This window comes from Streptoalloteichus hindustanus, from assembly GCF_900129375.1.
Lineage (GTDB): Bacteria > Actinomycetota > Actinomycetes > Mycobacteriales > Pseudonocardiaceae > Streptoalloteichus > Streptoalloteichus hindustanus.
In genome coordinates this window covers 771,160-791,620 of sequence record NZ_FQVN01000002.1, presented here as the reverse complement: position 1 = coordinate 791,620, position 20,461 = coordinate 771,160, and the positions used below count along the sequence as shown (strand labels likewise).

The 20,461-nt window shown below is 72.2% G+C and carries 20 protein-coding genes; 11 read left to right on the top strand and 9 right to left on the bottom strand.

Going from position 1 to position 20,461, the window contains the following annotated elements; all coding sequences use genetic code 11:
• Window positions 1-75: 75 nt before the first annotated feature.
• Window positions 76-1,146: an alkene reductase gene (locus BUE43_RS08915; protein WP_073480871.1), complete on the top strand. Its 1,071-nt coding sequence runs from the start codon at window positions 76-78 to the stop codon at window positions 1,144-1,146.
• A gap of 30 nt (window positions 1,147-1,176) precedes the next feature.
• Entirely contained in the window at window positions 1,177-2,100 is a 924-nt protein-coding gene (locus BUE43_RS08910) for an NADP-dependent oxidoreductase (RefSeq protein ID WP_073480870.1), read from the top strand.
• Here the strand turns inward: BUE43_RS08910 and BUE43_RS08905 are convergent.
• The 4 genes from BUE43_RS08905 to BUE43_RS08890 all read right to left on the bottom strand — a co-directional run bounded on the left by BUE43_RS08905 (window position 2,081) and on the right by BUE43_RS08890 (window position 4,370).
• On the bottom strand, window positions 2,081-2,302 hold the full coding sequence (locus BUE43_RS08905; protein ID WP_143174036.1) for a hypothetical protein: 222 nt from the start codon (window positions 2,300-2,302) through the stop codon (window positions 2,081-2,083). The two genes, BUE43_RS08910 and BUE43_RS08905, sit on opposite strands and share 20 nt — an antisense overlap.
• Before the next feature lie 59 nt (window positions 2,303-2,361).
• Window positions 2,362-2,724: a hypothetical protein gene (locus tag BUE43_RS08900; RefSeq protein WP_200797417.1), complete on the bottom strand. Its 363-nt coding sequence runs from the start codon at window positions 2,722-2,724 to the stop codon at window positions 2,362-2,364.
• A 77-nt stretch (window positions 2,725-2,801) separates the two neighbouring features.
• Window positions 2,802-3,317, bottom strand: coding sequence for a hypothetical protein (locus BUE43_RS08895; RefSeq protein WP_073480867.1), 516 nt, complete (start codon window positions 3,315-3,317; stop codon window positions 2,802-2,804).
• A gap of 381 nt (window positions 3,318-3,698) precedes the next feature.
• A complete protein-coding gene (locus BUE43_RS08890) occupies window positions 3,699-4,370 on the bottom strand; it encodes a TetR/AcrR family transcriptional regulator (protein WP_083959471.1) in 672 nt (223 codons plus the stop codon).
• Window positions 4,371-4,473: 103 nt separating this feature from the next.
• On the opposite strand from BUE43_RS08890, the gene BUE43_RS08885 reads away from it, so the two are divergent.
• A complete protein-coding gene (locus BUE43_RS08885; protein WP_073480866.1) occupies window positions 4,474-5,955 on the top strand; it encodes an MFS transporter in 1,482 nt (493 codons plus the stop codon).
• A 27-nt stretch (window positions 5,956-5,982) separates the two neighbouring features.
• Here the strand turns inward: BUE43_RS08885 and BUE43_RS35000 are convergent, their stop codons facing one another.
• On the bottom strand, window positions 5,983-6,447 hold the full coding sequence (locus BUE43_RS35000; RefSeq protein ID WP_073480865.1) for a carboxymuconolactone decarboxylase family protein: 465 nt from the start codon (window positions 6,445-6,447) through the stop codon (window positions 5,983-5,985).
• Between the two features lie 337 nt (window positions 6,448-6,784).
• Here BUE43_RS35000 and BUE43_RS08875 point away from each other — a divergent pair, with 337 nt between their 5' ends.
• The 4 genes from BUE43_RS08875 to BUE43_RS08860 all read left to right on the top strand — a co-directional run bounded on the left by BUE43_RS08875 (window position 6,785) and on the right by BUE43_RS08860 (window position 9,543).
• A complete protein-coding gene (locus BUE43_RS08875) occupies window positions 6,785-7,189 on the top strand; it encodes a winged helix-turn-helix transcriptional regulator (RefSeq protein WP_073480864.1) in 405 nt (134 codons plus the stop codon).
• Window positions 7,190-7,278: 89 nt separating this feature from the next.
• The gene (locus tag BUE43_RS08870) at window positions 7,279-7,938 is read left to right on the top strand and encodes a DUF4232 domain-containing protein (protein WP_234995609.1); all 660 of its coding nucleotides are present in this window, start codon (window positions 7,279-7,281) and stop codon (window positions 7,936-7,938) included.
• A gap of 24 nt (window positions 7,939-7,962) precedes the next feature.
• On the top strand, window positions 7,963-8,589 hold the full coding sequence (locus tag BUE43_RS08865) for a nucleoside triphosphate pyrophosphohydrolase family protein (protein WP_073480863.1): 627 nt from the start codon (window positions 7,963-7,965) through the stop codon (window positions 8,587-8,589).
• A gap of 93 nt (window positions 8,590-8,682) precedes the next feature.
• On the top strand, window positions 8,683-9,543 hold the full coding sequence (locus BUE43_RS08860) for an alpha/beta hydrolase (protein ID WP_073480862.1): 861 nt from the start codon (window positions 8,683-8,685) through the stop codon (window positions 9,541-9,543).
• Between the two features lie 59 nt (window positions 9,544-9,602).
• Here the strand turns inward: BUE43_RS08860 and BUE43_RS08855 are convergent, their stop codons facing one another.
• Entirely contained in the window at window positions 9,603-10,370 is a 768-nt protein-coding gene (locus BUE43_RS08855; protein ID WP_083959469.1) for a CPBP family intramembrane glutamic endopeptidase, read from the bottom strand.
• 276 nt (window positions 10,371-10,646) lie between these two features.
• On the opposite strand from BUE43_RS08855, the gene BUE43_RS08850 reads away from it, so the two are divergent.
• Together BUE43_RS08850 and BUE43_RS08845 are read left to right on the top strand one after the other, a co-directional pair.
• On the top strand, window positions 10,647-11,990 hold the full coding sequence (locus BUE43_RS08850) for a sensor histidine kinase (RefSeq protein ID WP_073480861.1): 1,344 nt from the start codon (window positions 10,647-10,649) through the stop codon (window positions 11,988-11,990).
• The gene (locus BUE43_RS08845; protein WP_073480860.1) at window positions 11,960-12,634 is read left to right on the top strand and encodes a response regulator; all 675 of its coding nucleotides are present in this window, start codon (window positions 11,960-11,962) and stop codon (window positions 12,632-12,634) included. The genes BUE43_RS08850 and BUE43_RS08845 overlap by 31 nt, the downstream gene beginning before the upstream one ends.
• A 1-nt stretch (window position 12,635) precedes the next feature.
• On the opposite strand, the gene BUE43_RS08840 is transcribed toward BUE43_RS08845, so the two are convergent.
• Entirely contained in the window at window positions 12,636-15,809 is a 3,174-nt protein-coding gene (locus BUE43_RS08840) for a glutaminase domain-containing protein (protein WP_073480859.1), read from the bottom strand.
• Window positions 15,810-16,072: 263 nt separating this feature from the next.
• Window positions 16,073-16,627: a 6-pyruvoyl trahydropterin synthase family protein gene (locus tag BUE43_RS08835; protein WP_083959468.1), complete on the bottom strand. Its 555-nt coding sequence runs from the start codon at window positions 16,625-16,627 to the stop codon at window positions 16,073-16,075.
• A 318-nt stretch (window positions 16,628-16,945) separates the two neighbouring features.
• On the opposite strand from BUE43_RS08835, the gene BUE43_RS08830 reads away from it, so the two are divergent.
• Together BUE43_RS08830 and BUE43_RS08825 are read left to right on the top strand one after the other, a co-directional pair.
• A complete protein-coding gene (locus BUE43_RS08830; protein WP_073480858.1) occupies window positions 16,946-17,662 on the top strand; it encodes a Crp/Fnr family transcriptional regulator in 717 nt (238 codons plus the stop codon).
• A 134-nt stretch (window positions 17,663-17,796) separates the two neighbouring features.
• Complete coding sequence (locus BUE43_RS08825) at window positions 17,797-18,933, top strand: adenylate/guanylate cyclase domain-containing protein (protein ID WP_073480857.1); 1,137 nt, start codon at window positions 17,797-17,799, stop codon at window positions 18,931-18,933.
• Window positions 18,934-19,007: 74 nt separating this feature from the next.
• On the opposite strand, the gene BUE43_RS08820 is transcribed toward BUE43_RS08825, so the two are convergent.
• On the bottom strand, window positions 19,008-20,198 hold the full coding sequence (locus BUE43_RS08820; RefSeq protein WP_083959467.1) for an alpha/beta hydrolase family protein: 1,191 nt from the start codon (window positions 20,196-20,198) through the stop codon (window positions 19,008-19,010).
• Window positions 20,199-20,461 lie beyond the last annotated feature (263 nt).

Genomic DNA, 20,461 nt, shown 5'->3' with positions numbered 1-20,461 from the left:
GAACAGGTAATCAGCGGCCGACGTAGCCGGCACCGACGGCACGGCAGCACCCCACGTTCACCCGAAAGGCATGACATGACCACCGCGTTCGACCCGATCGACCTCGCCGGCCTCCGCCTGGGCAACCGCATCGCGATGGCCCCGATGACCCGCAGCCGCGCCTACGGCCCCGGTGCGACCCCGACCCCGGAGACGGCCGTCTACTACAGCCAGCGCGCCAGCGCCGGTCTGATCATCAGCGAGGGCATCCAGCCGTCCGTCGTCGGCCAGGGCTACCCGAACACCCCCGGCCTGCACTCCGCGGAGCAGGTGGCGGCGTGGCGGGCGGTGACCGACGCGGTGCACGAGAAGGGCGGCGTGATCTTCGCGCAGCTCATGCACACCGGCCGGATCGGCCACCCGAGCCTGCTGCCGGACGGGCTGGTCCCGGTCGCCCCGTCGGCGGTCCGCGCGGCCGGCCAGGTCTTCACCGGCGCCGGGCTGCTGGACTTCGTCACCCCCGTGGCGCTGACCGAGGAGGGCATCGCCGAGACGATCGCCGACTTCGTCCGGGCCGCGCGCAACGCGGTCGAGGCCGGGTTCGACGGCGTCGAGCTGCACGGCGCCAACGGCTACCTGCTGAACCAGTTCCTCTCGACCAACACCAACCAGCGCACCGACGGTTGGGGCGGGTCCGTGCAGGGCCGCATCCGCTTCGTCGTCGAGGTCACCCGCGCCGTCGTCGACGCGATCGGCGCGAACCGGGTCGGCCTGCGGATCTCGCCGGCGAACACGTACAACGACATCGCCGAGGACGACCACCGCGACACCTACCCCGCCCTGCTGGACGCGCTCAACCCGCTGGGCCTGGCCTACCTGCACGTCGCCGAGGGCCCGGACCGCGAGCTGACCGGGCTGCTGCGCAAGCGGTGGAACAGCACGTTCGTGCTCAACCCGTTCACCCCCGACGGCTCGACCGGGCCCGAGCACCTGGCCCTGGTCGAGGACGGCTCCACCGACCTCGTCAGCTTCGGCGCGCTGTTCCTGGCCAACCCGGACCTGCCCGCCCGGCTGGCCGCCGGCGGCCCCTACAACACGCCCGACCGGGCCACCTTCTACGGCGGCGACGCGCGCGGCTACACCGACTACCCCGCCCTTCCCGCCTGACGACCCGCGAATCTCCGAGGAGACAAACCCATGCCCAGAGCACTCCAGTACTCCGAGTACGGCGGCCCCGAGGTGCTGCGGCTCGTTGACATCGACCTGCCCGAGCCCGCCGCGGGCCAGGTGCGGATCAGGGCGCGCGCCGCCGGCGTGAACCCGATCGACTGGAAGATGCGGAACGGCTTCTACGCCCAGGGCGAGCCCCTGGCCGCGCCGGCGGGCAGCGGGTTCGAGGTCTCCGGCGTCATCGACGCCGTCGGCCCCGACGTCGACGGGTGGGCGGTGGGCCAGGCCGTGTTCGGCCAGATCCGCTCCGGCGGCGCGGTCGCGACCCACGTGCTCGCGCCCGTCGACTCGCTCGTCGCCCGGCCGGACTGGCTGGACGACGAACAGGCGGCGGCGCTGCCCGTGGTCGTGGAGACGGCCTACCGCACGCTGCGCGAGCTGGGGCTGCGCAGCGGCCACACCCTGCTGGTGCACTCCGCTGCCGGCGGCGTGGGCCTGGTGGCCAGCCAGCTCGCCCGCGTCTGGGGCGCGTCCGTCGTGGTGGGCACTGCCAGCGAGCGCAACCACGCCTACCTCCGCGAGCTGGGCGTGGTCCCGGTCGACTACGCCGGTGACGACCTCCTCGGGCGGATCAGGGCGGCGGCTCCGCAGGGCGTCGACCTCGTGCTCGACGGCTCCGGCCGGGGCGTGCTGCCGCTGTCGGTCGAGCTGACCGGCAGCCCGGACAAGGTGATCAGCATCGCCGACGGCCGCGCCGCCGAGCACGGCGTCCGCTTCTCGGCGGGCGGCCCCTTCGTCCCCGCGATGACGGCGGTCCTCCCGCTGCTGGAGAACGGAACCGTGCGCGTGCCGGTCGAGCACGTCTACCCGCTGGACCGGGCGGTGGACGCCTACCGCCTCAGCGAGGGCGGCCACGTGCGCGGCAAGATCGTCATCCGGATCGAGGACTGACCCCCTCGGCCACCGCCCGCCCCCGCCCGGGGCGGGCGGTGGCCTCCCGCACGACGGACGTCCGCTGGAGGGGTCCCAGGCGCGGGTGATGGCGGAGGCGATGCGGAGAGCTGACCGTGCTCTCGACCGCCTCCCGGGCCGGGTTGGCCACGAAGATCCACTCGGCCCGCGACGGTCGGAGCAGGCCGTTGTCGGTGCTCACCGGCGACCACGTCAACAACCGCATTTCGTTCTTGCTGGTCCTGGGCACTCTCCGGCGGATCAGGCCTCGGGGCCGAGGACCCGGAGGTCGTAGAGGTAGGAGCGGCCGTTCTTGAAGCTCCGCCAGACAGTGGCCGCGGGTTCAGGTCCGTCAGCGTGGCCGCTGAGGGGATGCGCGGTGACGAGACCATCAGCGTTCTCGCAGTGCCAGCCCTCTGTTGGCGACCAGACACACCACACGTTGCCGTCCGCTCGGCGGTAGGCAGGGCGTCCGTTGCGTTCGCCGTCGCGTTCGAAGGTGTAGCGAAGCCCGTCGATGTGGCGCACGAAGGTGAAGGACGTCAGGGCCGTCATGCCTTCGCCACTGTATGGGGCGTCGCCGCTGGCGGCTCCGGAGTTCTGGCCGTAACCGGTGCTCTCCACTCCGCGCACCGTGGTGGAGCGGTGTTCCCACCGGGTGGGTTCTGGGCACGCTGATCACGCGGCGGGGAAGGCACGGCCTAGGAGTCGTCGTCCTCCTGGCCGTTGGGGTGGTCCAGCTCCGCCAGGTCGTCGTTGAGCTGGTGGTGGAGGCGGGAGCGGGTCACCGTGGCCAGGCACAGGGCCGGCAGGTCCTCCGGCCACGCGCTCGGCGGCACCAGGGCGGTCAGCTCCCCGGCGACCCAGACCGCGGCCAGCAACGCGGCGGCGTCCGCGCGCAGCGCGGCCAGCGCCTCGACGTCGTCGGGCATCAGGAGCGCGGTCTCGGGGCTCCCGATCACGTCGCGCAGAGCGCTCACGGCGGCGGTGTCGAAGTCGTCGCCGAGCAGGGCGAGCGTGTCCTTGGCGAACTGCTGGGCCAGGATCGCGCTGGTCACCAGCACCTCCTCCACGCCTTCCACGTCCTCCCCCTCGCCCTCGTCCGAGGCGGGGCCGAGGGCGAGCAGTCGGATGTGGGCGCGCTGGAGCTGTTCCAGGTGGGTGTCGAGCAGCTCCGCCAGGCGTTGGCGGAGCCGGTCCGGCCGGGGTGAGGTCATCGCCGAGCCACCGCCTCGCGGGCGCCGGCCGCGGTGGCCGGGCGACCGGCGGAGCGTCGTGCCGACCGCCGCGGGCGCTGGCCGGCGCGGGAGGGACGAACCACAGGCATGTCACCGATGGTCCCGCCCGGCCCGGTCCCCCCGCTGGTCGGGCCAACACCTTGGGCGACCCCGTTCGGGTCACCCGACACGGTGGCGAGCGCGGCGGCGCCGCCTCATCCTGTTCGCAACAGCGCGTTCGACGCGTGCCGGGTGCTCGCGGAGCTCACGGCGGAGATCAGACCACTGTAGACAGAGGAAGTGTCCTAAGAGGACAGCCGGGGTCCCGAGGAGACAACGAGAGCGCGGAACAGTTTTCAGCGACCCCAGTCATTGAGGGAATCACGAACACGCACTGACCGGTCTCGAAGCCGTCCGGGCTTCGCCGCCGCCCGTCCGGGTCGTGGCGCACGACGCGCCGAACAGGCGGTCCAGGTGGTAACGCAGCACGCCCAACGCCTCCTGCGCGGTGCGTTGGCCGACCAAAACGCCGGTGCCCAGACCGTGGTTGAGCGCGACGAGTCGGGCCGCCTCCGCCGCCGGGTCGCGGTCCTCCGCCAGCTCACCGTCGGCCTGCGCCCTCCGCAGCACCTCGCTGAGCTGCCGCTCAAGCCGCCGGGGACCTTCGACGAACGGTTGTTCGGCGAGGTCGGGATCGGTCATCGCCAGTACGGCGTAGGAGGTCCAGACGAGGTGGAAGGCGCGGCTGCGCTCGTCGGTGGGCAGCGCCTCGGCGAGGAACGCCTCCACGACCTCGCGCGCCGATCGCGGGCGGGACGACCCGGCCAGGCGCGCGGCCCACCGGCCGTCGCTCTGGTGCTCCAGGTGCCGCAGGGTGCCGAGCATGAGCTGCGCCTTGGTCTCGAAGTAGTACTGCACCATGCGCAGCGAGACCCCGGACTCGGCGGCGACGGAGCGCATCGTGACCGCGTGCAGGCCGTCGCGCGCGGCGACCCGGACCAGGGCCTCGGCGATCCGGGCACGCCGCTCGGCGTGGTCGACAGTTCTCGGCACAATCAGCCTCCCGCGCGCCAGGTTGTGGTACAGCTGTATACGGTACCGCTGTATCACGAACCGAAGTCGGGACCCGGCCGTCCGGGCCCCAGGGGGTGGGCTCGTGGGACATCACGACACCGAGAACCTCACCGAGAACGGCGCCGAGAACGGCACCGCGCCCGGTGGCGCGCGGGAGACACCCGCCCTCCGCTCCCCCTCCCGGGCCGTGCTCGTCCTCGCCTGCGCGTCCCAGTTCATGGTGGTGCTCGACGCGTCCGTCGTGAACGTCGCACTCCCCTCGCTCCAGGTGGAACTCGGCTTCGACGCCACGGACCTCCAGTGGGTCGTCAACGGCTACGCGCTGGCCCTCGCCTGCTTCCTCCTGCTCGGCGGCCGACTCACCGACCTCCACGGCCGGCGGCGCGCCCTCGGGCTGGGACTGGCGCTGTTCACCGCCGCCAGCCTGGTCGGCGGCCTGGCGACCAGCGCGGGCGTGCTGGTCGTGGCGCGGGTCGTGCAGGGGCTGGGCGCGGCGATCCTGGTCCCCACCACGCTGACCGTCCTCACCACCACCTTCCCCGAAGGGCCGGAACGCACCCGCGCCGTGGCGACCTGGTCGGCCGTGAGTCTCGCTGGCGGCACGGCGGGCAACCTGGTCGGCGGTCTGCTGACGCAGTTCCTGTCGTGGCGCGGAGTTCTGTTGGTCAACGTGCCGCTCGGCGTCGTGGCCCTCGTCCTGGCGGCCCGCGTCCTGCCGGCCGACCACGGCCACCGCTCCGCGCGGCGACTGGACCTGCCGGGGGCGGCGCTGGTGACGGCGGGCCTCGCCGCCATCACCTACGGCATCACGCGGACCCACGACCACGGCTGGGGTGATCCGCTCACCGCCCTGACCCTGGCGGGCGGCGTCTGCGCGCTGGCGGTGTTCGTCGTGACGCAGGCCCGGTTCACGCGCACGCCGCTGGTCCCGCTGCACCTTTTCCGCGTCCGCGCGGTCTCCGTCGGCAACGTGGCGATGCTGCTCGCCGGGGCCGGTCTGATCCCGATGTGGTACTTCCTGACCCTGTTCATGCAGCGGGAACTCCACTACGGTCCACTGTGGACGGGAATGGGGTTCCTCCCGCACACCCTGTTGTCGATGCTGGTCGGCACCCGCGTGACGCCGCGGCTCATGCGGCGCTTCTCCACCCGCCACCTGGTCGTCGTGGGCGCCGTCCTCGCCGCGGCCGGCTTCCTGTGGCAGAGCCGGGTCGGTTCGGACACCGGCTACCTCTGGGGAGTCCTGGGGCCGGCGGTCGTCATCTCGCTCGGCGGAGGTCTGCTCAACACCCCGCTCACCACCGCGGTCACCTCGGGGGTCGACACGTCCGACGCCGGCGCGGCGGCCGGCCTGATGACCACCACCAAGCAGATCGGCAGCGCGCTGGGCCTGGCCGTGCTGGTCACGATCGGCCAGAGCTCGGAGACCGCCGTCGACCACGGCCGCGTGTTCCTGGCCACCGCCGCGACGCTCGTCGCCACCGCCCTGGTCGCGCTCGGCCTGCCTCGGCGGCGCAGCTCCCTCACTCTGCGGGCGACGCGTCACCGCGAGCGCTCGCGGTGACGCGGACCCGAGGCGAGTCGGCGCGACCTACGACGACGGGAGTTGCCGCCGGGAGGTCACGTTCAGCCGGTTGAAGGTGTTGATGATCGAGGCCAGCCACACGAGGGTGGCGTACTGCTCCTTGGTGAAGACCCGCGTGGCGTGCTCGTACACGTCGTCCGGCACGTCCCGGTGCTCGGAGATCGTGGTGATCGACTCGGTCAGCGCCAGCGCGGCGCGCTCCTGGTCGGAGTACAGCGCGGTCTCGCGCCACGCGGCCAGCACGTCGAGCCGCCGCTCGGTCTCCCCCAGCCTGCGAGCGTCGCGGATGTGCATGTCCAGGCAGAACGCGCACCCGTTGATCTGGGAGGCCCTGATCAGCATCAGCTCGATCAGCCTGGGGTCCACGCCCCCGTCCACGGCCCGGCGCTTGACCTTCGTGTAGAGCCCGATGAACTCCTGGAGGACGTCCGGAAGAGCCGGGGACGCACCAATCCTTGGCGTCTCGTTCACAGGTCCCGACCCTAGACCTGGCGGGGCGAAAACGGTGCCGAGAGAGATCACTTGCGTCGACAACGATATCCGCTCTGGCCACGAGCGCGAGAAACCGGGCAACGAGCCGAAACCCGGCAGAGGCGACGAAACCACACCGGCGACCGACCCCGAGCGCAACAAGTCCACTGTGGACTGATAGTGCCGTCGCGTGCGGCGAACGCCGCTCAGTGCCGGGAGAACAGCGCGCGCCGGACTCACGGATCCTTCATCAGTTACCAGTGGTGACCTGGTCACCACCATTTCTCGTGTCCTAGGCTGCGAAGACGGCACCTTCCCGAGACGAGGTGAGCCACAGGTGACCACGCCAGCACGTGCGACCGGGGCGAGACCCGACGACTCCCCCGGCGACCTGTTCAACCCGGCCTGCCCCACGCGCCAGGTGCTCGACCGGCTCAGCGGCAAGTGGGAGTCGATGCTGATCAAGGTTCTCGCTGGCGCCGCCCCCGGCGAGGTGCGCTTCGCCGAGCTGCGCCGCCGGGTTTCCGGGATCTCGCAGAAGATGCTGTCGCAGACGCTGCGCTCGCTGGAGCGGGACGGCCTCGTCGCCCGCCGGGTCGAGCCGACGGTGCCGCCGGCCGTCCACTACTCGCTCACCCCGCTGGGACTCTCGCTCGACGGCCCGCTCGACGTGCTGCGCCAGTGGGCCGAGCGCCACGTCGTCGAGATCGAGACCGCCCGCACCCGCTACGACGAGGCGTGATCTGAACACAACGCGTCCACAGTGGAAGCTCTGCTGGAATCTCTGCTCCGCCGGCGACGGCGCTGCGCGTTTTTGGCTACGGTGGCCGCATGACCTCGCTGCACACCCGCGGACGCGGCACGCGCCTCATGTCGGCCGTGGTGCCCACAGCCCTGATGTTGTCCGCGCTGCTCGCGGGCTGTGGCGGCAGAGCCGCCGCCGGGAGCGACGGCGGGATCGGCCGTCCTTCGGTGACCGACCCGTCGGGGTCGGCGGCGGTGCCGACGACCAGGACGTCCGTCCAGTCGCTCGACCTCCCCTCGGCCGCCGGCACGCCGGTCCCCGCGTCCGCGTCCTGCCCGAAGTCGGGCGCGCTGGTCACCGCCGGCCAGGTGGAGGCCGCGCTCGGGCACCGGGCCTCGGTGCTCGTCGTGACCAACTGCGGGCAGCAGCCCTACCACCTCAGCGGGTACCCCGAGGTGAAGGTTCTCGACGGCGAGCAGAAGCCCTTGCCGGTGCGGGTGAAGCGCGGGTCGTCGTACATGGCGAGCGACCCCGGCCCGCGCGACCTGACCCTGAGCCCCGGCGCCACCGCCCGAGCGGTGCTGTCCTGGTCCAACACCGTCACCCACGGCGACATCGTGAACGGCTCGCACGTCACGGTCACCCTGACCCCTGACAGGAGCTCCACCACCCTGCCCCTGTCGACCGATCTGGGCACCACGGGCCAGGTGACCGTGACGGCGTGGAGCACGGAGCCGCCGCGCTGAGCGCCAGTTCCCTACGATGCCCCCGTGATCACTGGTCTCGACGGGGCCGAGGTGGACCGGACGACCGCGTTGTACCGCCTGTCGCGGGCGTTCGACCTGCGCTTTCCCGAACACGACGCGCCGGAGCACCGGTTGGGCCGGCTCTGCGAGGAGGTCGGCGAGCTGGCCGAGGAGGTCCTGTTCGCCGAGACGGGCGCGACCCCGGCCGGCCCGACGCGGGCCAACCTGGTCAAGGAGTTGCGGGACGTGCTGCGGGCGGCCGTCGGGCTCGCCCGGCACTACGAGCAGTCGGTCCGGTTCACCGTGCCTCCCCAGCCCAGCGCCGTCGACACGGCGTGCGCGGCGGACAGCACGGACAGCACGGACACTGTGGACGTTCCCCCGTTGGTTCTCGTGGCACGGCTCGCGGTCGCGACCGGCGACTGCGCGCGGTGGGTTCACCACGACGCCGGGATGGGCGTGAAAGTGGAGAAGCACGGGGTGTTCCGGCCGGAGCGGCTGGGCGCGGCGGCGCAGGCCGTGGTCGACGCCGTGGCCGGGGTGACGGCGCACTACGCGCTGACCGGTGCTCTGGATCGGTCCATTGAGGACGCCTACCGCCGGTACCAGTGGGAGGGATTCCTCGGCCCGGAGGGAGAAACCACCCCCTGATCTGGGGGAACGGCGCCCGGCCCGCCGAAGCGCCATCGTGTGACGCACATCGCCCAGCAGCGTTTCCCTGGTGAAAGATGTCAGGATTGCGCGGTGAGTCCCACCTTCGTGTTCGTGCACGGTTCCAACAGCAACTCGTTCAGCTGGGCGCCTCTCCAGCGGGAACTGGCGCTGCTCGGGCACCGCACGCTCGCTGTCGACCTACCCGGACACGGCTTCGGCGCCGCGTTCTCGGCCGCCTACCAGGCGCCCCAGGACCTCACGGCGCTGGCCGGCGCACCGTCCACACTGGCCGGTGTCCCGTTCGCGGACACCGTCGAGCACGTCTCGGACGTCGTGCGGCGGGTCGCCGAGCACGGCCCCGTGATCCTGGTGGGGCACAGCCGGGGTGGGTGCACCCTCACCGGCGTCGGCAACGCGGTTCCCGAGTTGGTCGACCGGATCGTCTACATCTCGGCGTGGTGCTGCGTCGACCTCACCGTCGGTGAGTACATGGCCACGCCGGAGTACGCGACCACGGCGCTCAACGACACCGCCGGCGTTCTGGTCGGCAATCCCGTGGAGCTCGGCGTGCTCCGGATGAACTGGCGCACCGCCGACCCGCGGCTGCTCGCGGCGCTGAAGCACGCGATCCTGGCCGAGGGCACCGAGCAGGAGTTCCTCGCCTACCTCAACACCCTGGAGCCGGACGAGAGCCTGGACGCCGGCGGTCCCGAGGACCGCGCCCATGCCGACACCTGGGGCCGCGTCCCCCGCACCTACGTGCGGCTCACCCAGGACACGTCGATCCCGGTCGCGTTGCAGGACCGCTTCATCCGCGAGGCCGACGCGCTCACCCCGGACAACCCGTTCGACGTGCGCTCGCTCGACAGCAGCCACGTCGGGTTCCTGGTCCGGCCGGCCGAGGCCGCGGCCGTCCTGGCCGACCTGGTCGACCTGACCGACGGGGAGTGAGCGGATCGGGCCGAACCCCGCGCACCCTCGGGGTTCGGCCCGGCCCCGCGACGTGGTCACTACCGTGGACCAGCCGACGCGCGCGCCGCCGAGAACCGTCCACTGAGGACAATGAACGCGGTGAGCACGGCCATCGGGACGGCGGTGATCAGCGTGACCGCCATGACCCCGAGGCCCGCGCCGCCGGTCAGCAGGGCGCCCGCCAGCAACGACAGGACCATGTTGTTGCCGGCGTGCGCGAGGCTCGGCAGCCAGATGCTGCCACCCCTGATCCTCAGCCAGCTCAACAGGAACTCCTGGAACAGGAACGACACGGTCCACACCAGGAGGCCCAGCGCGACGTTGTCGAACTCGATGTACCCGAGGAAGGCCAACGGGTAGTGCCAGACCGCCCAGACCAGTCCGGTCAGGACGGTGGACAGCACCGGGCGGTGCGGGAGCAGGCGGAGCCGCAGGTAGCCGGTCCAGCCGAACTCCTCGCCCCAGTAGACCGGCGTGAGCAGGGGCACGACGAGCAGGAGCGCCAGGACCAGCCCCCAGCCGGGCAGTCCGGGCACCACGTCGCCCAGGGGCGCCAGGCTCGGCTGCCAGAGACCGGCCGCGGCGGCGACCGCGAGCGACGCCCCGAGCAGCGCCCACGGCCCCAACCACGCGGCGAGGTAGTGGGGCCAGGCGGCGCGCAGGCGCGGCGCGAGCCCCGCGTCGCCGAAGCCCTCCCTGGTCACCCACTTCCGCACGGCGTACCCGGCGATGGCGGGGGCGAAGGCGAACGTGAGCTGGACCAGCGGGTTGACCAGGGACATGCCCAGTGCCCTCGCGACGAACATGCAGGCCCACGCGATCCCGAACGAGAGAAGGAGAAACGCTCCGAGTCCCGAGGACCGCGACCGCGTCGCACGCGACGGCGTGTTCGGCGCGTTCAGCGTGTCCGGCGCGGAGCTGGCCGGGGAAGTGAGGGTTGTCGTAGCCACGGCGTCAGCAGACCAGCGCGGGGCGCGCGGTTCACTACCGCTGGAGACCAGAACCGGGGTGGGGCTGGATATACCTCGACCACACCACCCAGACCTCCCGACACGAGCCGCCCGACCGGTTAGCGTCGTACGGTGACCGTCCCCAATCCGAGAACCCCGTGGGAGGCGTTGACGCACCGGCGGTTCCTGCTCGGCACGTGGCCGTGGCAGGCCCTGGGCCACCTCCTCGGGACCTGCCTGCTGGTCGTGGCGGTGGCGCCACTGCTGGGGCTGTTGGCACTGCCGTGGCTGGTCGCGGGGTCCCGCCTGCTCGTCGCGTCGTCCCCTTCCCTCGGCTCGTCGCTCGCGATGACCGTGCTCGGCGCCGGACTGCTCGCGGTGGGCCTGCCGCTCGTGGCGGTGCCGCTGGCCGCGCTGGAGCGACGGCGGCTGCGGATGGTGGACAGCCGACCGGTCCACAGCGGACGGCCACGTCCGTCCACAGAGGACCGCTGGCGACAGCTCCGGACGTGGTACGGGGAAATGGCGACCTGGCGCGAGGTCGCCTACGCCGTCCTGTTGGTCACGGTCGGACCGTTCCTCTGCGTCGTCGGCTTCGGCACGCTGCTCGTGCCCGTCCTGTTCCTCGCCAGTCCCCTGCTCGTCCAGCGGGGCGGCGCCCCGGTGATCCTCGGTTTCGTCTCGGTCTCCAGCACCCCGGAGGCGCTGGGCTACGCCGCGCTCGGACTGCTCCTGCTCCCCCTGGCCGCCTACCTCCTGGCGCTGCTCGCGGGCGCACACGCGGCGGTGGCGCGCGCGCTGCTCCACGGCGGTCACGAGCAGTTGCGCGCCGAGCTGGTCGAGGTGTCCCGGTCCCGGGCCCGCCTGGTCGACGCCTTCGAGGCCGAGCGCCGGCGCATCGAGCGCGACCTGCACGACGGCGCCCAGGAGCGGCTGGTCAGCCTCACCCTCCGGCTCGGCCTGGCGCGGCTGGACCTCCCGCCGGGCTCGACGGCCCACCGGAACGTGGTGGACGCGCACGAGCAGGCCAAGCAGCTCATGGCCGAGTTGCGGGAACTGGTCAGGGGGATCCACCCCAGGGTGCTCACCGACCGGGGTCTGCCGGCGGCGTTGGGCGAGCTGGCCGACCGCTCGCCGGTCCGGGTCGCGGTGCGCGCCGACCTGCCGGACCGGCTGCCCACCCACGTGGAGGCCACGGCCTACTTCGTGGTGTCCGAGGCCCTGGCCAACGTCGCCAAGCACAGCGGCGCCACCGAGGTCGTGGTGACGGCGCGCCGGGACGGCGGCCTGCTGACGGTCGAGGTCGCCGACGACGGCCGCGGTGGCGCCGACCCGGAGCGGGGCAGCGGCCTGACCGGCCTCGCCGACCGGGTCGCGGTGATCGACGGCAGGATGTTCCTGTCCAGTCCGGCCGGCGGGCCGACCCTGCTACGTGTGGAGCTCCCGTGCAGCCAGATCACCCCACCGTCCGCGTAGTCCTCGCCGAGGACGGCGTGCTGCTGCGCGAGGGGCTCGCCGGCCTGTTGGAGCGGTTCGGTTTCGTGATCGTGGCCGCCGTCGGGGACGCCGCCGCGTTGGCCGACGCCGTGGCGGAGCACGAACCCGACCTCGTGCTCACCGACATCCGGATGCCGCCGGGCTTCACCGACGAGGGGTTGCGGGCTGCCGTGGCGCTGCGGAGGGCCAACCCGGACCTGCCCGTCGTCGCGCTGAGCCAGTACGTGGAACGCAGCTACGCCGCCGAACTCCTGGACTCCGGCCACGGCGAACGGGTCGGCTACCTGCTCAAGGACCGGGTGGTCGACGTGGAGGACTTCGTGTCCACGCTGCGGCAGGTGGTCGCCGGCGGCACGGTCGTCGACCCGCAGGTGGTGCGGCAACTGCTGAACCACCGCCGCGACCCGCTCGCCCGGCTCTCCCCCCGGGAGCACGAGGTCCTGGCCCTGGTCGCCCAGGGCCACTCCAACGCGGCCATCGCGCGGCAGCTCGTCGTCTCCGAGGCGGCCGTGGGCAAGCACGTCGGCAACATCCTCGCCAAGCTCGACCTCCCGCCGACCGAGGACACCAACCGGCGGGTGCTCGCCGTCCTGGCCTACCTCAGGGGAGGCGCCGACCGGTAGGTCAGGACGTGCCACGCGCCGGGTGGGAGTTCGGCGCACCGAGACTGCCCAGCGTCGTGGTGTCCCACCGGTCGCCGCCGGCCGAGGTCTGCCACCCGTGCAGCAGGTGTCCATCCTTGGCGCGGACGAAGAACGTGAGCTTGCCGCCCGGATCGGTGATGGCGGCGGGGTTGCCGTCCACGTTCGTCGCGAGCACCGCGAACCGCCACGGCCCTTGGCCCGGTCTTTCCTGGCGCCCGCACAGCAACTCGTCGTTCCGGTGCCGGGTCAGGACAACCAGGTGGCCGGAAGAGTCCAGAGTGGACGCTGGGTCGCCGTGCGCCATCGGGGTCAGACGTGCGGAATCCCATGTCGTCCGGCCGGGGTTGGTCTGCCACCCGTGGAGCAGGTGGTCGTCGCGGGTCCGGACGAAGTACGTCAGCTTGCCCGAGACGTCGAGGGCGGCCGAGGGAATCCCGGCAACGTCACGAGCGATGGCCTCGAACCGCCACGGCCCCCGACCCGGGCTCTCCTGCCACCCCCACACCAAATCCCCATCACGAGAACGCACGAAACAAGTCAGCTTTCCGTTCACGTCCAGCAGACTCGCCGCATCCCCCACCACACCGTCAACCAGCTCGGTCCACTCCCACGGACCCTCCCCCGGGCGCGACTGCCACCCGTGCGCCAACCGCCCGGACACCGTGGTGGCGACAACGGTGAGCTTGCCCGCGATGTCCAGTGCCGCAGCGGGACTTCCGGCGATGTCGCGGGCGATGATCTCGGATCGCCACGGCCCCCGACCCGGGCTCTCCTGCCACCCCCACACCAGTTCTCCACTGCGAGTGCGCACGAAATAGGTCAATTTGCCGTTCACGTCCAGCAGACTGGACGCGTCGCCCACCACACCGTCGATCAGCTCGGCGCGTTCCCACGGTCCCTGCCCGGGACGTGACTGCCAGCCGTGGACCAGGCGCCCGGAACTGGTCGTCGTGACGAAGGTGAGCTTGCCGACGACATCCTGCGCGACCGCCGGGCCGTGCCCCGTGGTCGGGGCACTCGGGGTCCGCTGGTTGTCGACGGTCAGCGGGGCGAAGAAACCGCCCACGACGGGCCGCGCCTGGAACCCCTTGTTCACCGCGGAATCCGTGTCGTGCCAGTCGCTCAACGGGACGCGGGACGGCGTCTGGTGCGCGTAGTCGTGCACGCGCTCCACGATGAGCTGCCGAACGTCCTGCCTGTCCACCAGCCAGGCCGCGCACCACAGCTCCCAGTCGTTCTTGGTGTAGTGGTGGCGCACGTCCAGCGGGATGCCGTACCGGGCGGCGGATCTGAGGTACCAGTTGGCCTCCTGCGCGGCGACCCGGTGCGGGACCAGGCCGAGGCGCAGCAGCCGGTCGGCGTAGGCGTTGTACTTCAGGCTCCAGGTTCCCGGCCGGTCGTAGGCGAGTTTGAGGTGGTCCTCGGCGTCGTCCCTGGCCCGGTCCGCCCAGAGGGTGATGTAGCGGAAGGCGGTGGCGCGGTAGCGCAGTTCGTCGGCCTCCTCGCCGACGGCAGCGGCGAGGCGGCTCATCGCGCCGAGGCCGGTGATTCCCTTGAGCGCCAGGTTGACGCTGTGCGCGATCGGGCCCGTGAAGTCGTCGGTGTGGTTCTGCAGTCCGGGGTCCAGCGCGTGGTCCACCAGGTACTCGGCCCACTGGCGGAACACCGGGTACTCCCGCGTCACGAACCGCCGGATCTCCTCGTCGGGCAGGCGACCCACCAGCGCCGCCGCCATCACGAGCAGGTTCGCCGACTCCTCCACGGGCATGTCCCCGCTGCCGTACGCCTGGCCGTCCGCCCTGGGGTAGAGGCCGAGGTCGTGCGGCGCGTAGGGCTTGGTCCACCCGGTCCGCGCGTAGTCGATCACCGGCAGGAGCAACGCCTTCAGGTGTGCCGGTCCCAGGTGCAGGTAGACGGGAGCCGCCGGGTAGAGAACGTCCACAGTGGACATGAACGCGCCGGAGGAGATCTCCTTCTGGAACGCCCAGACCGCGCCGTCCCCGCGCACCAGCTCCGCGCCGGCCACGGCCTGACGCAGGGCCAGCCGGCACAGTCGCGCGTAGGCCGGCCCGCCGACAGCGGTGGCCTCGGCCACGATCCGCTCGTCCAGGCTGGCGCAGCGCCGACGGGCCGCGGGGAGGTCGGCGCGGAACCAGGCCAGCATCTCCGGCCAGTCGCCCCAGTAGGCCGACCACAGCGGGGGCAGGTCCGCGCCCTGGTATCGGACGGCCGGCGTCCGGACGTGACCGAGGAGCAGCACGAGCTCCTGGCTCGGCTCGTGGGGGCGCACGACGCCCAGGTCCTGCCGGAAACCCGCCACGGGCCAGGCATCGTTGATCGCGCGCGGCATGCGGGCGTCCACCTGGTTGGCCAACCCGCCGGTCATGCCCTGCCGGCGGACCACGGTGTCCGCGCCGATCTGCCAGGTCAGGCCCGGACGCGCGTCGGCGGCCCACACCACCGTCCCCCACGACGCCTGGTCGTGCCGCTCGGTCAACGGCTCGGGCGACGCGGGCGTGAAGGTCAACGCGGTCAACGGATTCGCGCCGGCCAGGTCGTGACGTGCCCATCCGACCGGACTGCTCTGGTCGCCGTGCGCCCACTCCGCGGAGATGTCCAGGTAGACGCTGACCTGGTGCGCACGCCCGTCCACGCTCCGGGCGGTGACGACGACGTAGCTGGCGGGGACGGACTGCCGTCGGAAGTCCTCCAGGTCGACCGGCGAGAGGAACGTCACGGTCAGCGCGACACCGGCGCCCTCCATCGTGAAGATCGACTCGGTGGAGGTCAGCGAGAAGTCCGCCTGGCGCATCCGCTTCGCCTCGGCGAATCCGGGCTGCCCGGCGAACACGAAGGACTCGCCGTCGACCACGGCGATCCCGCACAGCGCGGTGACCGCCCCGGTCCAGAACCGGCTCCAGGACCCGGCGAGGTCGTCGCCCGTCAACCAGGTGTTCAGGTAGGGAGCGCGAACGACCAACGGCGTGGCTGGTGGGCGCAGCCCGACGGCGTCGGGGGGAACGGGCCGGACCGCGCTTCCGGCCTGTGCGTCCGCACCGGTCGGGACGAACCCCGCGGCCAGCGCCGCGACGCCCATTCCCCGCAACACACTGCGCCTGTTGGGAAGCGGCGACCAGACCGGCTCGTGCGACATGGCTTCCTCCTCGGCAGGACGGCGGTTCCGTCATCCCACGGGGCCGGCATCGTCGGCATCCTCGGCGTCGTCGCTCGTCTGCCGACACCCCACGCGCTCGCTCGCTCGTGCTTCGTCGGACGATCTCGCAACGTACGCCGGTACTCCACGGGAAGCCAGGGCGCTCACCCACCCCGGCCACGTGGAACCGTCCCCAACCGGTCCACTATGGACAGAGAGGTGACAGATGAGGAACGGCCGCGCACCCGTCGACGCGCCGGAGATCAGAGGATGCCCTCCGGCCCGCACTCGGCGGTGTTGAGCGGCGCTTCGCGGACGGCGACCCGTCCGACCCGCGCCTCGGGCGCGTGCGGCAGCTCAGCGAGGATCTTCTGGCTCATGCGGCGCAACAGCACGGCGACGGCTTCCACGGTCGGCCATGCCAGGTCGGCGGCCAGCTCCTCGCCGTCGACGGCGGAGTGGCCGGCACCGAAGCGGAACACCCTGCAGTCGGCCGCGAGCAGTGGCTCCACGAGCGGGTCCTCAGTCCCGAGCATGGTGCCGTGGTCGAGGCGGGTGTCGATCCAGTCCCGGACGGCGGTCTTGAGCGCGCCGAACTCGACGACGGTCAGGTCGCCATCCAGGCGCGGGGCGGCGACTCCGACAGCCACCCGCCAGGAGTGGCCGTGCAGGCTGGCGCACTTGCCACCCAGGTGTGGCAGGCGGTGCGCCGTCTCGAAGGTGTGGTCGATCGAGACCCAGTGGGCGGCGCGCAGGCCCTCCCCCGCCGCCAGGCCCGCAGGAGAGTTCAGGCGTTGTGGTGTTGCCGGCTCGGCCATGGGGAACGACACCTCCGTCCGCGTGGGCGGGTTCGTCTCGCCTCCGCCCCGGGGTGGTCCACGTGCTGGCGCACGACGTGCGAGGAGTTCGCCGTCAGTCAACAACGCGGCATCCGCCACCGCTCGTCCGCTGGCGCACGCCAACAGAAGATCACCGTCACCCCGCGTAAGCACACCGCGCGCACCTTGGGCCGTTCGGGGAACAGGGCGGGCAGTGATGATGCGTTCGGGTGCATTCCTCTGCCACCAGAACCAGTGACACCACTCCCTCGTCAGAGTGACCTGGGTCATAGCTGTCACGAACGGTATCGAGGTGCGATGTCGGCATTCCCGCCATCCGACGCCGTAGGCGCGAACACGCCCTTCTTCTCCGCGATCCCCCCGTCGGAACGGGCCGAGCTCCGCGCGCTGGGCGACGTCCGCCCCTACGCGGCCCGGCAGACGGTGCTGCGCGTGGCGGACCCCGGCGTCTCGGCGGTGGTCCTGCTCTCCGGGTACGTCAAGATCGTCGGCATCTCCGTGGCCGGGGCCGAGGCGGTGCTGGACTTCCTCGGCCCCGGCGACATCGTCGGCGAGTTCGCCGTGCTCGACGGCAGGCCCCGCTCGGCGTCGGTGGTCGCGCTGACCCCGCTCAGCGCCCTCGTCGTGCCGGCGCCGGCCCTGCGGGCCTTCCTGGACCGCCACCCCCGCACCGCGGCCCTGCTCCACCGGACCGTCCTGGCCAGGGTGCGGCAGGCCAACCACAACCGGACCGAGCACACCGGGGTGGCCAGGGTGGAGCGGCGGCTCACCCGGCTGCTGCTCGACCTCGCCCGCCGGTTCGGCCGGCAGGAGCGGGCCGGGGTCGTGATCGGGGTGCCGCTGTCCCAGGAGGACGTGGCGAGCTGCGTGGCGGCGTCCCGGGAGCAGGTGATCCGCGCGCTGCGCGTGTTGCGCCGCGACGGCGTGGTCGCAGTCCGGCGGCGCGAGATCACCCTGCTCCGGCCGGAGCCGTTCGCCGGCTGGGCCGCACCCGGCACCTCGGCGAAAGAGTGACCCGAGATCGCGCTCGGTCCCGGGTTCCCCCGCACTGCGTCACATGACGCGGTCACAACGGGCGATTGACGTCACCCTTCGGACGCAAGCGTTGCCCCTCACCTTCTCTCCCTGTCACCCCGTGGAGGTTGATCATGAAGTACTTCGAGGCGTTCAGCGACGCGCTCCGCACCGAGGACCGGCCCCGCAAGACGATCCTGTTCGCCGACATCGTCGACTCCGCCAAGCTCAAGGAGCGCACGGCCGAGGTCAACTGGCTGCCCACGATCGGCAAGTTCCTCGACATCGCCACCAACGCCGTGCAGCGCGAGGGCGGGCAGGTGGTGAAGTACCTCGGGGACGGCGTGCTGGCCGTGTTCGACGACACCGGCAGCGCCAGCGCGATCCGCTCCGGGATCGCCCTGCAGGAGGAGCTGCGCCGGCTCCAGCAGGAGACCACCCTCATCCAGAACTGCCAGTGCACGGTGGGCATCTCGACCGGCAAGGTGGTCGAGTACAACACGCCGGCCGGGGCGATCGACGTCATCGGCAGCACGGTGGACCTCGCCGCGCGGCTGTCCACCTCCGCGGCGCCGAACGCCGTGTGGATCGACGTCAACACGTTCCACGCGGCCGACATGACCAAGATTGGCTCGGAGATCGGCCGGGCGCTGGACAGACCGACCAACGAGTACCACCTGGCCGGCGAGGTCGGGCTCAAGGGGTTCGGGCAGCGGGTCAGCTACTACGAGATCATCTGGGCGCAGAGCCAGTTCGGGGCCAGGAACGAGACCGTGCGGGAGAGCATCCAGATCTCCGCCAGCCCGCGACCGGCCCCGGTCGTGCGCGCGGGCGGCGGGCCCGACCGGTTCCAGCACGGCGTGGTCGACAACTGGAGCACCGAGCACGGCCGCGGCTTCATCCGCACCGAGCGGGGCGACCACTACGTCGACCGGCGGTTCCTCGCCGACGGCCAGCAGGACCTGACCAGGGGCAAGAACGTCCGCTTCCTGCCGACCGACCCGCTGCGGCCCGGCGACCGGCCGGTGGCCGGGGCGCTGGCCCAGGAGGGCTGGCGGATGAAGGGCGTGTTCACCAAGGTGTTCGCCGAGCGCGGCTTCGGCTTCGTCGACGTGCAGGACCAGCGGGGCAACACCCAGTCGCTGTTCGTCCACCTCGGGGACGCGGCCAACCGGTTCCGCGTGGGCGACCGGGCCTCCTTCGTCGTCAGCGCGAACAGCCGGGGCCTGTCCGGCCAGCTCGACGAGGACACGACCTCCTCGGACGACTGAACGCCAGAGGTCGGGTGCCCTCCCCTCAACCCGGGGGAGGGCGCCCGACCCGTTCCGCTCGGAAACCGGCGGGATCAGGGCACGAACCGCACGTCCGGGTGGGCGGGCGACGGGCCGTCGAACAGCGTGGTGGACCGACCCCGCAGGTGGAGGTCGAGGAAGGCCGCGAGGTAGGCGCGCTGGGCGGCGAGGGAGCGCCGCGGGTCGATGGCGCCGATCAGCGCGGTCACCAGGTCCCCCGGCACGTTCAGCCGGGTGGCGAACTGCGGGAGCAGGGACTGCACGTCGGAGAACGAGATGTGCGCCGCGCCGGCGAAGCTCAGCTCGCGCACCCACCCGCGCTGGGCGGCGCGGAAGGCGGGCCACGTCGGGTCGGTCCCGTGGGTGTGCGATTCGTTGGCGACGAGCAGGAACGGCCGGTCGAGGTTGGCCCCGACGACCGAGCCGTAGAACCGGCCGTCGAGGTTGACGCCCACGTCGATCCGCGGGTCGTCGTGCGTCACCTGCGCCGCCGCGGCCCCGCCGAGCGAGAAGCCGGTGGCGGCCACCCGGGAGAGGTCGAGCGCGCCCCGCAGCCCCAGCGGCAGCCGCGCGCCGTCGACGTCCGGGTTGTGGCCGGCGTTGAGCGCGGTGATCTGGTCAAGGACGAACCGGGTGTCGGCGACCCGGACCTGGAACGCCTTCTCGACCTGGGCGCGGTCCTCGACCGAGACCCGTCCGCGCTCGATCCGGCCGCCGGGGAACTCCACCTGCGGCGCCTCGTGCGTGTGGTCGACGGTGACCACCACGTAACCCCGACTGGCGAGGTCCTCCACCAGCACGCTGCCCAGCGTCCGGACCGACTGGAGCCCCGAGGAGAACAGGACGACGGGCCGCGGGCCGCCCCGCCGGTCCACCGGCGCGCCCACGCGGGCGTGGGTCTTCGTGGCGGCCCAGTCGATCGAGCCCGCCGGAACGCGGAAGTACCGCGCCGCGTCGCCGGCGAAGTCCGCGGCCGCCGCCGGCGCCATGTGGGTGGCCACCGGGTGGTACGGCGTGTGGTGGGCGGGGTACCACACGCTGACCATGAGCTCCCGGTGCGGACGCCCCTCGACCCACGGCTCAGGACGGGAGCGGTCCACCAGGTGCAGGTCCGCCCTGCCGACCTTGTGCGGCCCGGTGGGCGCGGGCAGCGTCAGGGTCAGCGGCGTCGACGGGGCGGGCGCAGCCGCCGCGCCGGCGGGCGCGACGAGGGCGGTCACGACCACCGCGGGCAGTGCTGTCATGACGAGTCGTCGTGACCAACGAGCTCTCTGCATCCGGTTTCCCTTCTCTCACTGGAGGCAGCCGACGTCATCGTGGCTCACCGAGGCTGAGAAACCGCTCAGCGTTCGGGAGCGCATCGACGTTCGGGAGCGCATCGACACCGACAGGTTCGGGACAGCTCTCGGGCACTCACGCCCTGGTGGCCCCAACTCGTGGGAGCAGAAAAATGGTTGACACCGTTGGGAAAGATGGATCGCCGTGGCGAACGAGGTGACGATCCCGC

Excerpts from the sequence above, each read along its gene's own strand:
- BUE43_RS08825 (WP_073480857.1), top strand. The coding sequence starts at position 17,797 with ATGAAGTACTTCGAGGCGTTCAGCGACGCGCTCCGCACCGAGGACCGG.
- BUE43_RS08840 (WP_073480859.1), bottom strand. The coding sequence starts at position 15,809 with ATGTCGCACGAGCCGGTCTGGTCGCCGCTTCCCAACAGGCGCAGTGTG.
- BUE43_RS08915 (WP_073480871.1), top strand. The coding sequence starts at position 76 with ATGACCACCGCGTTCGACCCGATCGACCTCGCCGGCCTCCGCCTGGGC.
- BUE43_RS08820 (WP_083959467.1), bottom strand. The coding sequence starts at position 20,198 with ATGACAGCACTGCCCGCGGTGGTCGTGACCGCCCTCGTCGCGCCCGCC.
- BUE43_RS08895 (WP_073480867.1), bottom strand. The coding sequence starts at position 3,317 with ATGACCTCACCCCGGCCGGACCGGCTCCGCCAACGCCTGGCGGAGCTG.
- BUE43_RS08910 (WP_073480870.1), top strand. The coding sequence starts at position 1,177 with ATGCCCAGAGCACTCCAGTACTCCGAGTACGGCGGCCCCGAGGTGCTG.
- BUE43_RS08870 (WP_234995609.1), top strand. The coding sequence starts at position 7,279 with ATGACCTCGCTGCACACCCGCGGACGCGGCACGCGCCTCATGTCGGCC.
- BUE43_RS08855 (WP_083959469.1), bottom strand. The coding sequence starts at position 10,370 with ATGTTCGTCGCGAGGGCACTGGGCATGTCCCTGGTCAACCCGCTGGTC.
- BUE43_RS08835 (WP_083959468.1), bottom strand. The coding sequence starts at position 16,627 with ATGGCCGAGCCGGCAACACCACAACGCCTGAACTCTCCTGCGGGCCTG.
- BUE43_RS08830 (WP_073480858.1), top strand. The coding sequence starts at position 16,946 with ATGTCGGCATTCCCGCCATCCGACGCCGTAGGCGCGAACACGCCCTTC.